Annotated in this window: 12 protein-coding genes; 6 read left to right on the top strand and 6 right to left on the bottom strand. The window is 60.8% G+C overall.

What is annotated here, in order from left to right; genetic code table 11:
• Positions 1-355 precede the first annotated feature (355 nt).
• Positions 356-1,312 carry a threonine dehydratase gene (locus CAF74_RS27030; protein ID WP_085748367.1) on the bottom strand — a complete coding sequence of 319 codons (957 nt, stop codon included), beginning with the start codon at positions 1,310-1,312 and terminating at the stop codon, positions 356-358.
• A 97-nt stretch (positions 1,313-1,409) separates the two neighbouring features.
• On the opposite strand from CAF74_RS27030, the gene CAF74_RS27035 reads away from it, so the two are divergent.
• Positions 1,410-2,255, top strand: a complete 846-nt coding sequence (locus tag CAF74_RS27035; protein ID WP_085748368.1) for an AraC family transcriptional regulator — start codon at positions 1,410-1,412, stop codon at positions 2,253-2,255.
• Between the two features lie 166 nt (positions 2,256-2,421).
• A complete protein-coding gene (gene yghU, locus CAF74_RS27040) occupies positions 2,422-3,261 on the top strand; it encodes a glutathione-dependent disulfide-bond oxidoreductase (RefSeq protein ID WP_085748369.1) in 840 nt (279 codons plus the stop codon).
• A 54-nt stretch (positions 3,262-3,315) separates the two neighbouring features.
• Here yghU and CAF74_RS27045 read toward each other — a convergent pair whose 3' ends face one another.
• On the bottom strand, positions 3,316-3,807 hold the full coding sequence (locus tag CAF74_RS27045; protein WP_085748370.1) for a DUF2269 domain-containing protein: 492 nt from the start codon (positions 3,805-3,807) through the stop codon (positions 3,316-3,318).
• Between the two features lie 2 nt (positions 3,808-3,809).
• Positions 3,810-4,937, bottom strand: a complete 1,128-nt coding sequence (locus CAF74_RS27050; protein WP_085748371.1) for a saccharopine dehydrogenase family protein — start codon at positions 4,935-4,937, stop codon at positions 3,810-3,812.
• Between the two features lie 350 nt (positions 4,938-5,287).
• Here CAF74_RS27050 and glcD point away from each other — a divergent pair, with 350 nt between their 5' ends.
• The 3 genes from glcD to glcF are packed head-to-tail and all read left to right on the top strand — an operon-like array spanning position 5,288 to position 9,072.
• Positions 5,288-6,787 (top strand): glycolate oxidase subunit GlcD, encoded by a 1,500-nt coding sequence (gene glcD / locus CAF74_RS27060; RefSeq protein ID WP_085748373.1) that lies wholly within the window; start codon positions 5,288-5,290, stop codon positions 6,785-6,787.
• Positions 6,787-7,851 (top strand): glycolate oxidase subunit GlcE, encoded by a 1,065-nt coding sequence (gene glcE, locus CAF74_RS27065; protein WP_085748374.1) that lies wholly within the window; start codon positions 6,787-6,789, stop codon positions 7,849-7,851. Before glcD ends, glcE begins: the two co-directional genes overlap by 1 nt.
• A gap of 3 nt (positions 7,852-7,854) precedes the next feature.
• The gene (gene glcF / locus CAF74_RS27070) at positions 7,855-9,072 is read left to right on the top strand and encodes a glycolate oxidase subunit GlcF (RefSeq protein WP_085748375.1); all 1,218 of its coding nucleotides are present in this window, start codon (positions 7,855-7,857) and stop codon (positions 9,070-9,072) included.
• A 16-nt stretch (positions 9,073-9,088) separates the two neighbouring features.
• On the opposite strand, the gene CAF74_RS27075 is transcribed toward glcF, so the two are convergent.
• Positions 9,089-9,316 carry a hypothetical protein gene (locus CAF74_RS27075; protein ID WP_085748376.1) on the bottom strand — a complete coding sequence of 76 codons (228 nt, stop codon included), beginning with the start codon at positions 9,314-9,316 and terminating at the stop codon, positions 9,089-9,091.
• 255 nt (positions 9,317-9,571) lie between these two features.
• Between CAF74_RS27075 and CAF74_RS27080 the strand changes: the two genes are divergently transcribed.
• Positions 9,572-10,342 (top strand): helix-turn-helix transcriptional regulator, encoded by a 771-nt coding sequence (locus CAF74_RS27080; protein ID WP_085748377.1) that lies wholly within the window; start codon positions 9,572-9,574, stop codon positions 10,340-10,342.
• Positions 10,343-10,407: 65 nt separating this feature from the next.
• Here CAF74_RS27080 and CAF74_RS27085 read toward each other — a convergent pair whose 3' ends face one another.
• The gene (locus CAF74_RS27085) at positions 10,408-12,363 is read right to left on the bottom strand and encodes a MacB family efflux pump subunit (RefSeq protein ID WP_085748378.1); all 1,956 of its coding nucleotides are present in this window, start codon (positions 12,361-12,363) and stop codon (positions 10,408-10,410) included.
• A gap of 2 nt (positions 12,364-12,365) precedes the next feature.
• Positions 12,366-13,514, bottom strand: coding sequence for a macrolide transporter subunit MacA (macA, locus tag CAF74_RS27090; RefSeq protein ID WP_085748379.1), 1,149 nt, complete (start codon positions 13,512-13,514; stop codon positions 12,366-12,368).
• Positions 13,515-13,562: the final 48 nt, after the last annotated feature.

Here is a 13,562-nt window from a genome sequence, read left to right on the forward strand (position 1 = left end):
GCTTCCGATCTCTCGTTAGCGGGAGGCGAATTCTACAGCGTTACACGCTGCTGTCAACACCTCTTTTTCTCCGCTTTCGACCGAGAAGATCGAACCGTTGAAAGCGCCGAACAAGTCGACATTTCCAACTCCTTCCAGACTTCGATGAACTGAAGCGACCCGCTTTCGAAACCTACTTAACTCATTGAATCTCAAGGAGTTTTCCGTTTCGACTGCGCCGGAAGTGGGGCGAATTATAGAGACTCAGAATCTCCCGTCAACCCTTAATTTGCGTTTTCTATCAAGAGAGGGAAAAAGGCCGTTTCTATATAGAGGCGAATGTATAGCTGTCACTGAATGCCGAGCCCGCCAGAAATCAACCAATCACCTTCGCATACACCGACCGATCAATATTCCCCCCGGACAGAATCACCCCGACCTTCTTCCCCTCCATCCTCCCACGCTCCTGCATCAACGCAGCCAACGCTGAGGCGCCTGCACCCTCTGCTAGGTTATGGGTATCGGTGTAATACACACGCATGGCTTCGGCAATCTCGCCTTCGCTGACCGAGACGATCCTCGCCGCCCCTTCCTTATAGACGTCGAACGCCTGCGCAATCGGCTTGCGCACAGCCAGGCCATCGGCAAAGGTATTCGCCGACGCCGTTTCGCAGATCACATTCGCTTCGAACGACAGCTTGGCAGCCGCGGCCTCCGTCGACACCACCCCCACCACTTCAGTGTTCAGTCCTAGTGCGTCGCGAGCAGCAATGACACCACAGATCCCCGATCCGCAACCGATGGGCACGTACACCGTATCCAGATCCGGCGCCGCACCGAACAGCTCCAGCGCATAGGTCGCCACGCCCTTGAGCAGTTCAACGTGAAACGGCGGCACCAGAAAAAGGTCATGCTCCTGCGCCAGGCGCGCCGCCTCTTCACGGGCCTCGTCAAAATCGCGCCCGTATTCGACCACTTCACCACCAAAGCCACGCATGGCGTTGTTCTTTTCCAGCGAATTGCCCTGCGGCACCACAATCAGCGCTTTCAGGCCCACGGCCCCCGCTGCCAGCGCCAGACTCTGACCGTGATTTCCACGCGTCGCGGAGACGATGCCTTTGACTGTCGGATGTTCACACCGCAACCAGTGCATAAAGGTAATACCACCTCGCACCTTGAAGGCACCGGTCGGCGTGTGATTTTCATGCTTGACCCAAACGGTGCAGCCCAACCGCTCGGCCAGCAACGGCCAACGGTATTGGGCGGTAGGCGGCATCACCTGGTAAACCTGGCGGGCAGCGTTTTCGATGTCGTCGCGAGTGAGTGTGTGCATTTAGGTGGCTCCCTGAACTTTGGCCCAGTCTAGGCACGGACGCACCACATCGGCTTTCAAAAAACTGACCTGACTTTTATCCGACCTCTTCTCTACTATGGTGCTCATGAACCATCGAAACCGGCGCCACCCCATAACCGTCGCTGAACCGATACGTCGTATCGAGGCCGGTCCGTGGGCGATCGAACTGCTGCCGGGCGCAGCCTACTCGGCGCGGTACGTGGCGACCCAGTCAGCGATCGGCTTTGCCTTCGACAGCCAGCACGGCGTGCACGCGATTGGTACTGACCGGATACGCCCCTTCGATGCGATGCCCAATGGCCTGGCGTTTGTTCCGGCTGGATGTGACGTGCTGTCCGAGTCGCCCATGGGCGGCGAGTACCTGCGAGTGATACGCACCGACGGCAAAGCACTGGCGGGTGACCGGGCGTTCAACAATCGCATCGACCCGCAGGCCATTCACCTCGCGTCGCGAATGCGCAGTGCGCTGCTGCAAGCCTCTCTGGATGATGACTGGGAACGCTGGGCGCTCGGTCTGGCGGGACGGGTCGAAGGTCATGAAGCGGTGTCGCCTCCAGGCTCGATCACCAGCAGCCGCATGCGCCTGCTGGATGAATTCATCGACGCCGGTCTCGGCAGCCCGCTCGCCGTCCCGGCGATGGCGCAATTGCTGGAGTTGTCCGAGGGTTACTTCATGCGTGCCTTCAAGCAGGCAACCGGCAAAAGCCCCCACAGTTACCTGATCGACAGACGACTGGCCAAAGCCCGAGCGTCAATGCGCGATACAACGGACAGTCTTTCGCAGATCGCGCTCGCCTGCGGTTTCAACTCGCAGGCGCATATGACCACAGCCTTCAAACAGCGCCTCGGCGTGAGTCCGGCGCAATTGCGCACAGATTCGCGCCATAGCTCTGTTACCGACAAACAACATTCTTCTATATAGAAGAAGCGGTCACCCGGCAGCTGCCCGGCATGTCTTTAGTCAAACCATTTCAGCGAACAACCAGTGGCATTCAAACGCCCTTCTGTGGTGTCCTGTTCGACAAGAGCCCGGCACGCTCACCGTCCGGCTCACTCCATTCCGGCATGCAACCGATGAGGTCCGTTTCATGAGCAAGGCGCCCTACGCACCACCCAAGGTCTGGAAACACATCGCTCCGTCCGGCGGCCAGTTCGCCAGCATCAATCGCCCGACTGCCGGGCCAACGCACGACAAGACGCTGCCGGTCGGCAAGCATCCGTTGCAACTGTATTCGCTGGCCACGCCCAACGGCGTGAAAGTGACCATCCTGCTTGAGGAGTTGCTGGCGCTCGGACGCACCGACGCCGAGTACGACGCCTGGCTGATCCGCATCAACGAGGGCGACCAGTTCTCCAGCGGCTTTGTCGAGATCAACCCCAATTCGAAAATTCCGGCGCTGCTGGATCGCAGTGTAGAACCGACCATTCGCGTCTTCGAATCCGGCTCGATCCTGCTCTATCTGGCGGAAAAATTCGGCGCCTTTCTGCCCACCGACCTGGCGGGACGCACCGAAACCCTGAACTGGCTGTTCTGGCAGATGGGCTCGGCACCCTACCTGGGCGGTGGCTTCGGGCATTTCTATGCCTATGCGCCGGAAAAGCTCGAATACCCGATCAACCGGTTCACCATGGAAACCAAGCGCCAGCTGGATGTGCTTGATCGCCGCCTGAGTGAAAGCCCCTACCTCGCCGGCAACGACTACACCATCGCCGACATCGCGGTCTGGCCTTGGTACGGGCAATTGGTGCGCAACAACGTCTACTCCGCCGCCGAGTTCCTTTCCGCTCACGAATACACCCACGTGCAGCGCTGGGCGCAAGAGATTGCCGAACGGCCTGCGGTGGTTCGTGGCCAGCGCGTCAACCGGACGTGGGGCGATGAAGCGAGCCAGGTTCCTGAGCGACATCAAGCAAGCGATCTGGATTGAGCTTCGCCTGATACGACGCGACGCCCGGTGCGGATTTATCGGGCGTTGCGTTCGCTACACCAACAGGTTGGCCCACTGCCCCGGCGTCATCTTCGTCACCATCAGCAGCACGATCACGAACATCCCCAGAAATCCGGCAATCCCCATCCAGAACCATTTTCGGTACACGCAGCTGTACTCATCAGGGAGCCCTGCCCCGGTCTCGACCGCGCTCGAAGCCATCACGTGCAAACGCTTTTGAAGCACCAGTACCGGCAACCAGAGCGAGCCGACACACAGGAAAATGATCAAGGAGGTCAGCACCCATTCCGTGGTCAGGGGCAGTCCGGCAAGCCTGGTCAACCCGTAACCCGTCGCGATCTGGATAAAGCCCGCCGGCGTGGTGATCCAGGCGTCGAACCGTACGACCATTCTCGCCACGTGAGCGATCACCAGAGGGTTGGCTGTACGGCTCGCGGCGATCAGGTAGAGGTAGGAGCCCATGCCGAATCCGAACAGAAAAACCGCGGCGATAATGTGAATGTATTTGAGGCACAGATAGAGCACGGTCAGTTCTGACCGTCAGAGAAATGCATCGACAGGCTCAGATTCTGCGGATCGTTGATGGCCGCCATGTATTCAGCGACAGTGATCTCGCCCACGCAGGGACGTGCGCCAGCCTCGGGCCGATATCCCCGGGCGATTTTCGCGGCCAGGGCAACGGCTGCGCAGCTCGGGATCTCCGGTCCCTTGTCATTTCGGGCGGTGAGCTGCACCGTCATGGCCAGCGGTTTTCCGTCGATACCGAGTCCTGTCACGTCGATATACATCGCGCTTTTGCCATCACCGAATCGCTCGAACCAGGTACCCCAGCGATGAAGCCGCGCCGCCCAGGGAACATGATCACGAAACGCACCAAACCTGCGGGCCAGGGCGAACAGACCGTTGGCCACACCACCCAGCTTGAGGCCCGCGCCGGCCTTGAAACTCAAGGTTCGTGCGCCGTAGCGTTTGGCGAAGATATCCATGTCCGGAACATCGACGTTCGCCAGCACCCGAACGCCCAACTGAGGCATCCTGCGCAACGTCAGATCCAGCCAGCCTGCCACCTCATGAACCTGGCCATTCCTGAGTTGCCTGATCGGCTTGCCGGCGTAGGCCAGAACACCTTCAATCGTCGACAGGCCCGGCATTTTCGCCGACGAGGAAATACCATGTTCGATCGAATCGATGCGGGAGAAGCGATGCCGCTGTTCATCGATAAGGGCCGATGAAAGTGTCGGCACCGAACTGCAACCGCTGAGAATCGCCACGCCGGCCTGTTTCGCGCGGGCATCGAGGGCTTCGATGCCGTTGACGAAGGTTCTGCAGTCGGACAAGTCGCAATAATGCACACCCGCGTCGATGCAACGCTCGGCGACCGCATAGGGTTGCCCTTGAAACGGGCCGCCGGTGTGGATGACCAGTTGAATGCCCATCGATTTCAGAGCCGCTTCAAACCCGTCCCCCATCGCGTTGCCGCACCAACTCTGGCAGACAACGCCCGACCGGGCTTTCAGCTCGTCGACTTTGCGCACCAATTTCTGCGGGTCGCGGCCGGAGATCACCAGCTCGATGTCCGGCATCTCAATCAGATGCCGACTGACAATGCTGCCGAAATTTCCATAACCGCCGACCACTAAAACCCTGAGTGCCACGCAATACTTCCTTGAAATGGATAACTGATTTCAATCGGACATCTTTTACTTATGCGACTGACCCAGCGGGACAGCGCAGGCCGGGTCAACACGCCCTTGGCGCGGGAGCCGAGCGCCGCGTAGAGCGTCAAGGATGTCACCGACAACGCCCGATCAAGGCGCGACATTGCTGCCGCAGTTTCTGATCCTTGCCTCGATTTTCATCTCGTCGGAGTGAAACGCCGCATATTACAGGAGCACGCGGGACAACGGACCAACGGCCGCTACGCTTTACTTCTCGGGGTCAGCGGCCCAATGATAGAAAACGGCACCGACCTCGAATAACGACAACGGAGGGTCGTCCACCGATCATGAACATTCTCTACGACGAACAGGTCGACGGCGTTTTGCCCGACGTCGACAAAGCCGCGTTGTTGCAAGCCCTGCAGCGCCAGTGGCCGGATCTTGAAGTCCTGCATCAGCTTGAGGAACTCAAGCCGTATGAGTGCGATGGCCTCTCCGCCTATCGCACCACGCCGTTGCTGGTGGTACTGCCACGGCACATCGATGAAGTTCAGGGCGTGTTGCGGATCTGCCATGAGCGGCGGGTTCCGGTGGTGGCCAGAGGCGCCGGGACCGGTTTGTCCGGCGGAGCCCTGCCACTGGAGAAAGGCGTGTTGCTGGTAATGGCGCGCTTCAACAACATCCTGCACATCGACCCTGAAGCCCGCACCGCGCGGGTTCAACCCGGGGTGCGCAACCTGGCGATTTCCCAGGCCGCTGCGCCGTTCGGGCTGTATTACGCGCCTGATCCTTCCTCGCAAATCGCCTGCTCCATCGGCGGCAACGTGGCGGAAAACGCCGGCGGGGTGCATTGCCTCAAGTACGGTCTGACCGTGCACAATCTACTCAAGGTCGAAATTCTTACCGTCGATGGCGAACATCTGACGCTAGGCTCGAACGCACTGGATTCCCCCGGTTTCGATCTGTTAGCACTGTTCACCGGTTCCGAAGGCCTGCTCGGCGTCATCACCGAAGTCACGGTCAAACTCTTGCCCAAACCCCAGACTGCCAAAGTGCTGCTGGCGGCGTTCGACTCCGTGGAAAAGGCTGGTCGTGCAGTGGCCGACATCATCGCGGCCGGCATTATTCCCGGTGGCCTGGAGATGATGGACAACCTGGCGATCCGCGCCGCCGAAGATTTCATCCATGCCGGTTATCCGGTAGACGCCGAGGCGATTCTGCTCTGCGAACTCGATGGCGTTGAAGCCGATGTCCACGATGATTGCGCGCGGGTCCGACAGGTGCTCGACCACGCCGGTGCCACCGAGCTGCGCCAGGCCCGGGATGAGGCCGAGCGCGTGCGATTCTGGGCCGGACGCAAGAATGCCTTCCCCGCCGTAGGACGGTTATCTCCGGACTATTACTGCATGGACGGCACCATCCCGCGCCGCGAATTGCCCGGCGTACTGCACGCGATTGCGCAGCTTTCAGCCGAATATGGCTTGCGGGTCGCCAATGTATTCCACGCTGGCGACGGCAACATGCATCCACTGATTCTGTTCGATGCCAATCAGCCCGGCGAACTGGAACGTGCCGAGGTGCTGGGCGGCAAGATCCTCGAACTGTGCGTGAAGGTCGGCGGCAGCATTACCGGCGAACACGGCGTGGGCCGGGAAAAAATCAACCAGATGTGCGCGCAGTTCAATCGTGACGAGCTGACCCTGTTCCACGCCGTAAAGGCAGCCTTCGACCCCGGCGGTCTGCTCAATCCCGGCAAAAACATTCCGACCCTGCATCGCTGCGCCGAATTCGGCGCCCTGCACGTACACCACGGGCAATTGCCCTTCCCCGAGCTGGAGCGGTTCTGATGGGTGATACCAAGGATTTCGATGACAGCGCCTCGTTGCTCGAACAGGTCAACCGGGCACTGGAAAGCGCCACGCCGCTGCGCATTCAGGGGGCCAACAGCAAGGCGTTTCTCGGACGCATCGTCGGTGGCGAGATTCTCGACACCCGCGCCCATCGCGGCATCGTCAGCTACGACCCGACCGAACTGGTAATCACCGCACGCTGCGGCACTCCACTAGTGGAACTGCTGGCCGTGCTGGACGCTTCGCAACAGATGCTGGCTTGTGAACCACCCGCCTTCGCCGACGACGCAACAGTCGGCGGCATGATCGCCACGGGCCTGTCCGGGCCGCGTCGGCCCTGGTCGGGATCGGTGCGCGATTTCGTGTTGGGCACGCGGATCATCACGGGACATGGCAAGCATTTGCGCTTCGGCGGCGAAGTCATGAAAAACGTCGCCGGCTACGACCTGTCGCGCCTGATGAGCGGCAGTTACGGCTCGCTGGGGGTGATCACCGAAGTCTCGCTCAAGGTGCTGCCCAAACCGCGTGCGTGCCTGAGCCTCAGTCTGGAAATGACCGGCGAACAAGCCCTGCTGCGCCTGGCCGAATGGGGCCAGCAGCCGTTGCCGATCAGCGCCGCCTGTCACGATGGCCGGCAATTGCACTTGCGTCTGGAGGGTGGCGAAGGTTCAGTGGCGGCCGCCCATGATCGCCTTGGCGGCGAGTTGATCGACAGTTCGTTCTGGGCCGACCTCAACGAGCAACGCCTGGGCTTCTTCGATGAAGACCAACCGCTCTGGCGCCTGTCCGTGCCGCTCAACACGCCGCCGCTGAACCTGCCCGGCGAGCAGTGGCTCGACTGGGGCGGCGCGCAACGCTGGCTCAAATCGACAGCCGAAGCGGCGACCATTCGCAAAGTCGTCGGTGACGTCGGCGGCCATGCGACCTGCTACAGCCACGGCCTGATCGATGAGCCGTTCCATCCTCTGGCGCCCGCCCTGCTGCACTATCACCGCCAACTCAAACGACAACTCGACCCCCGGGGCATTTTCAATCCCGGGCGTCAGTACGCGGAGCTTTGAGCCATGCAGACCACCCTCAGCCCGCAAGCCCGACAACTGCCCCGCGCCGAAGAGGCCGAAAGCATTCTGCGCACCTGCGTTCATTGCGGATTCTGCAACGCGACCTGCCCGACTTATCAATTGCTCGGCGATGAACTGGACGGCCCGCGCGGACGCATCTATTTGATCAAGCAAGTACTCGAAGGCAACGAAGTTACGGCGAAAACCCAGCAACACCTGGATCGCTGCCTGTCATGCCGTAACTGTGAAACCACCTGCCCTTCCGGCGTGGACTATCACAACCTGCTCGACATTGGCCGAGCAGTGGTCAACGCAGCCGTCCCGCGGCCGCTCGGGCAACGCCTGTTGCGCGAAGGGCTTCGAAGCGTCGTGCCCAATCCGCGGTTGTTCAAAGGGTTGGTCAATGGCGGGCAGATGTTCCGGGCGCTACTGCCCGATGCCCTGCAAGACAAACTGCCACGCAACGCGGTGATGCCTGCATCACGTCCCGACATCCGCCATGCAAGGCAAGTGCTGATGTTGGAGGGTTGCGTACAGCCGGGTTTGTCACCCAATACCAATGCAGCAGCGGCACGGGTGCTGGATCGTCTGGGCATCAGCGTGATCCCGGCCCGCGAGGCTGGTTGTTGCGGCGCGGTGGATTATCACCTCGACGCCCAGGCCACCGGCCTTGACCGCGCCCGTCACAATATCGATGCGTGGTGGCCGGCCATCGAACGGGGTGCCGAGGCGATCGTGCAGACCGCCAGCGGTTGCGGTGCGTTCATCAAGGATTACGGGCATTTGCTTCGCGCCGATCCAACTTATGCCGAAAAGGCCAAAGCCGTCAGCGCGCTGGCAAAAGATCTGGTTGAGGTGCTGCGTGAAGAGCCGCTCGAATCCTTCGGCATCCACGCCAATCAACGTGTGGCTTTCCATTGCCCCTGCACCTTGCAGCACGCGCAGAAACTTGGCGGTGTGGTGGAGTCGGTACTGGTCCGACTGGGCTTCGACCTGACTGCCGTCCCCGACGCTCATCTGTGCTGCGGCTCGGCAGGTACTTACTCGATCACCCAACCGGCGCTGGCCAGATCACTGCGCGACAACAAACTCGCTGCGCTGGAGAGTGGTCATCCCGAGATCATCGCCACCGCCAACATCGGCTGTCAGGCACACCTCGATGGCGCCGGCCGCACGCCCGTCAGGCACTGGATCGAACTGGTGGACGCGCATTGCCGCTGAATGTCCGGAGTGCCTGCTACCCTTCAAGCGGTGGCGCAGACAAGTCTTCATGACGGATAAAGATGTGGCCTGCATCGCGCACCAACTGTCGCCACTCGGAAGCGTTGATAAGTCCCTGCTCCAGCATCTCGTCGGCTCCCTTGAGCAACTCATCGTATTGATCCTGAGGGTCGAGCTGCTCCCGAGACTGTGTTGCCAGATTGCGCCAGGCCGACAGGGAGTCTTTTTTGCGTTGATCGAACATATCGAATGCCTCGCGAAGATGACATCGGGTAGAGCCGGTTCGGTTCTGCGTCGTTCGATACATGCGACGAGTGGAAGGCGATGCGGTTGCTGCACTCAATGTTCGTTATGAGCTAATAACCCCTTCATTAAACGGTCGCTCAAACGTTGTACTAGGATAGGATCCAAATTTCCCGATTTGTGGTCGCCGGCCAAGGACATCCGCTGGAGAGTCGGGAAAGCGCAATTCCCCCATTGCTACTCATGGATGAAACACATGAACTCACATCTGTTCCCTCACATCGGCAAGGTCATCGCCAGCACCGGCAGTCGGCATTTCCCACGGATGCTGCATGACCTGATCCTCACCCAACTGGCCGTGGACGCCACACATATCCGGCAGATGCGCGTGGAGCCGGTCGGGCGTGCTCAACCGCGCAGCGAGCCTGAATGCCCCAAAGAGGCGACGCTGACGGCCGAGACGGTGTATTCCGAACTGAGCACCGATCCCGGTAACAGCGACGTGCCCGCCCCCGAACCCTCCACGGTCACCGATGCGTCGCAGTTGCACCTGACCCGGCGCAAGGACGGTTACCGCTATGTGATCTCCGTGTATCGCTGCGGCCCGTCGAAGCGGTTTTCCGCCCGGGAGCGCAGCCTGTTACAGGACATCTCCCCGGTATTGCTGCCAATGGTGGAAAAGCACATCCACGCGCTGCAACCGGCGAATGCGGATCCCGAGGCGCAAGCCGCAGCGACCGAAGCCTCGCTTCAAGGCCTGGAAACCCTGCGATTGCGTTTTTGCGAGCGCGTGCAGCAACTGGGCCTGAGCCTGTCGAACCGTGAGATGGAAGTGTGCGTCGGCCTGCTTGCCGGCCGCACCGCGCCGGAACTGGCCGAGCAGCTGCAACTGAAGGTCAACACCGTCGAGAGCTACCTCAAGCGTGCCGCCATCAAACTGGGGATCAGCGGTCGACATTCGCTGATGCGCTGGATGTATTCACCTGAAGACTGCCCGGCCGCCTGCGACCCGTCTAACGCGGCCTGATTGTTCGCACGCCTGTAAAAGAACCGCCGCCCTGTCAGGGACGGCGGCTTTTTCATGCCTGCCTTTCAGTCCCGCGCCAATGCCTCGATCGGGTCGAGCCGCGAAGCATTGCGCGCCGGCACGAAGCCGAACACGATGCCGATCAGCGTCGAGCAGAACACCGCTGTCAGCACCGAGCCCAGCGAGAACACCATCTCCCATTCCTTGATGAACAGCGAAAACAAATGGCCGATGGCGTAACTCAACGAAATTCCAATCGCCCCGCCCAGCAGACAGACCATCACCGCCTCAACCAGAAACTGCTGACGAATATCCGACTGCCGCGCCCCCACCGCCATGCGAATACCGATCTCGCGGGTACGTTCGGTGACTGATACCAGCATGATGTTCATCACCCCTATGCCGCCGACCACCAGCGAAATCACCGCAATCAGCGACAGCAACAAGGCCAGTGAGCGGCTGGTTTTCTGCACCGTCTGCATCACGCTGTCGAGGTTGTTGGTGAAGAAATCCTTGGTGCCGTGGCGCTGCAGCATCAGCTTATTGACGTTGTCTTCGACAACCTTGCTCGGTTGGCCGTCCTTGATCCGCACACTGATGCTGTCCAGGTAACGCTGGCCCAATAACCGCCCGGCTGCGGTTTCATAAGGCACCCAGACATTCAAAGACTTGCTCGCCGAGAAGATGTTCTTCTTTTCCGCCGCCACACCGATCACGGTGCACGGCAGGTTGCCGATAAGGATCACCTGCCCCAGCGGATCGACTCCCTCGCCGAATAACCGTTGGCGGGTGTTGTGATCGATCACCACCACCTGCGCCTGGCGTCGGGCATCGTTTTCGCTGAACGGGATGCCCGACTCCATCTTGATTCCGCGCACCTGAAAGTACAGATCGCTGACGCCGTTGACCTGGGCATCGAGGTCAATGTTGCGGTAGCGTAGCAACAGATTGCGCCCGACCACCGGCGTGGCGCTGTCGACGTAGTACAACTGATTGAGCGCCGCCACATCCGCCGGAACCAGGGTTTCGATGGCCGCCGAACGGCTGTCGCCGAAACTGGTACCGGAATAGATATCGATGGTGTTGCTGCCGATGGCCTGAATGTCCTTGAGCACATAGCGCTTGGCCCCCTCGCCGATGGCCGAGATCGACACCACCGAGGTGATGCCGATGACGATCCCGAGCATGGTCAGCAGTGTGCGCATGCGATGCGAGATCAGCGCGACCCAGGCCATGTTGAACGCTTCCTTGAACAACCCGAGGCTGGCCACCAGACGCCGCGCTGCCGTGGATTTGGGCACCGCGTCCTCATTGGTCAGTGCCGTGGTGTCGCGCTCGTTGCGACGGTCGCTGAGGATTTCGCCGTCGCTGACTTCGATGATGCGCTCGGCGTTGGCCGCGACCTTGGGGTCGTGGGTCACCAGAATCACCGTGTGCCCGGCCGCGTGCAGTTCCAGCAAAATGCGCATCACCTCCTTGCCGCTGGTGGTATCGAGAGCGCCGGTGGGCTCGTCCGCGAGGATCACTTCGCCGCCGTTCATCAGCGCGCGGGCGATACTCACCCGCTGCTGCTGACCGCCCGAGAGTTGGCTCGGGCGATGGGTCAGGTGCCCTTCCAGCCCAAGGCGCGCCAACAATTCACGGGCTCGAGCATGCCGTTGTGGCTCCGGCGTGCCAGCGTAGATCGCCGGCATCTCGACGTTGTGCATCGCACTCAAGTGCGGCAGCAAGTGGTAGCGCTGAAAGATAAAGCCGAAATAGTCACGACGCAGTTCCGCCAGCGCCTGATTGTCCAGATCAAGGGTTTCCCGACCGTTGATCCTGTAGCTACCGGCGGTGGTGTAATCGAGGCAGCCGAGGATGTTCATCAGGGTCGACTTGCCGGACCCCGAGGCGCCGATGATCGCCACCATTTCCCCGGCATTGATCGTCAGGTTGATGTTCTTCAGCGCCAGAAATTCACGGTCGCCCGCCGTGAAGCTGCGGCTGATGCCGGTCAGTTGCAGCAGAGGTTCGCTCATGCTCATGCCCCTGCCACTTTCGTCACCGGATCACCGATCACCACCCGGTCGCCTTCGGCCAGGCCTTCGTTGACCTGCACCTTGACGTTGTTGTTGATCCCGGTCTGCACATTGCGCGACTGCGCCTGGCCCTTGGCGTCCAGCACCCGCACCGGGAAACTGCCGTCGTTGTTGCGCGGGCCCAGCGCGGCCACCGGAATCGTCAGCACCGATTTGGCGGTGTCGAGCACCACCCGCACCTGAGCCGTCATGGAAATGCGCAAACGGTGATCGGGGTTGGGCACCTCGAACAGCGCGTTGTAGAACACCGCCGTGTTCTGCTTCGGCGTGCCGGCGGGCGGGGTTTCGAGGAAGTTCTGCGGCGCAGGCTCAGTACCGCGCAGCTTGCCGTAATAACGCTTGTCCTCGCCGAGAATGGTGAAATACACCTCCTGCCCCGGCGCGATGTGAATGACGTCGGCCTCCGACACCTGAGCCTTGACGGTCATGGTGTCCAGGTCCGCCAGTTTGAGCAGGATCGGTGCCAGCTGGTTGGCGATCACGGTCTGGCCTTCCTGGGTCACGATGCCCACCACGTCGCCGTCGATGGGCGCGACGATCCGTGTGTAGGCCAGATTGACCTTGGCCGTATCGATCTGGATATGCGCGCTCTTGATCTGCGCGTCCAGCGACAACAGGTTGGCTTGCTGCACTTCGTAGTTCGATTGCGCGGTTTCGAAATCCTGCCGCGAGATCGAGGCGTCCTCCTGCAGGTTCTGATAACGCTCGTAGATCGCCTTGGTCTGGCGCAACTGAGCCTGAGTCGCCCGGCGCTGGGCTTGCAGATTCTCCTCATCGACCTGTGCCTGACGCAGGGTGTTCTGCAGCACCAACGGATCGATCTCCGCCAGCCACTGGCCCTTCTTGACCTTGTCGCCGACCTTGACCTTCAGCGACTTCAACTGCCCCGAAACCTGGGCACCGACGTCCACCTGCTTGATGCCCTCCAGCAAACCGGTGGCCAGCACTGCGTTTTCAATGTCAGCGCGTTCGACCGTGGCGGTCAGGTATTGCGGTGCCTCGGCCGGCGCCTGCACCGTGTAGAACACCAACCCGGCCACCAGCGTCAACGCGATTCCCAGACCGACTTTGCGCAACTTCGACTGTTCCATAAATGACCACGATTCCGTTCAGGGTTGAGCCCGGCCAGCGGCCGGGTT

Source organism: Pseudomonas sp. R45(2017) (assembly GCF_002112305.1).
Classification (GTDB): domain Bacteria; phylum Pseudomonadota; class Gammaproteobacteria; order Pseudomonadales; family Pseudomonadaceae; genus Aquipseudomonas; species Aquipseudomonas paraglycinae.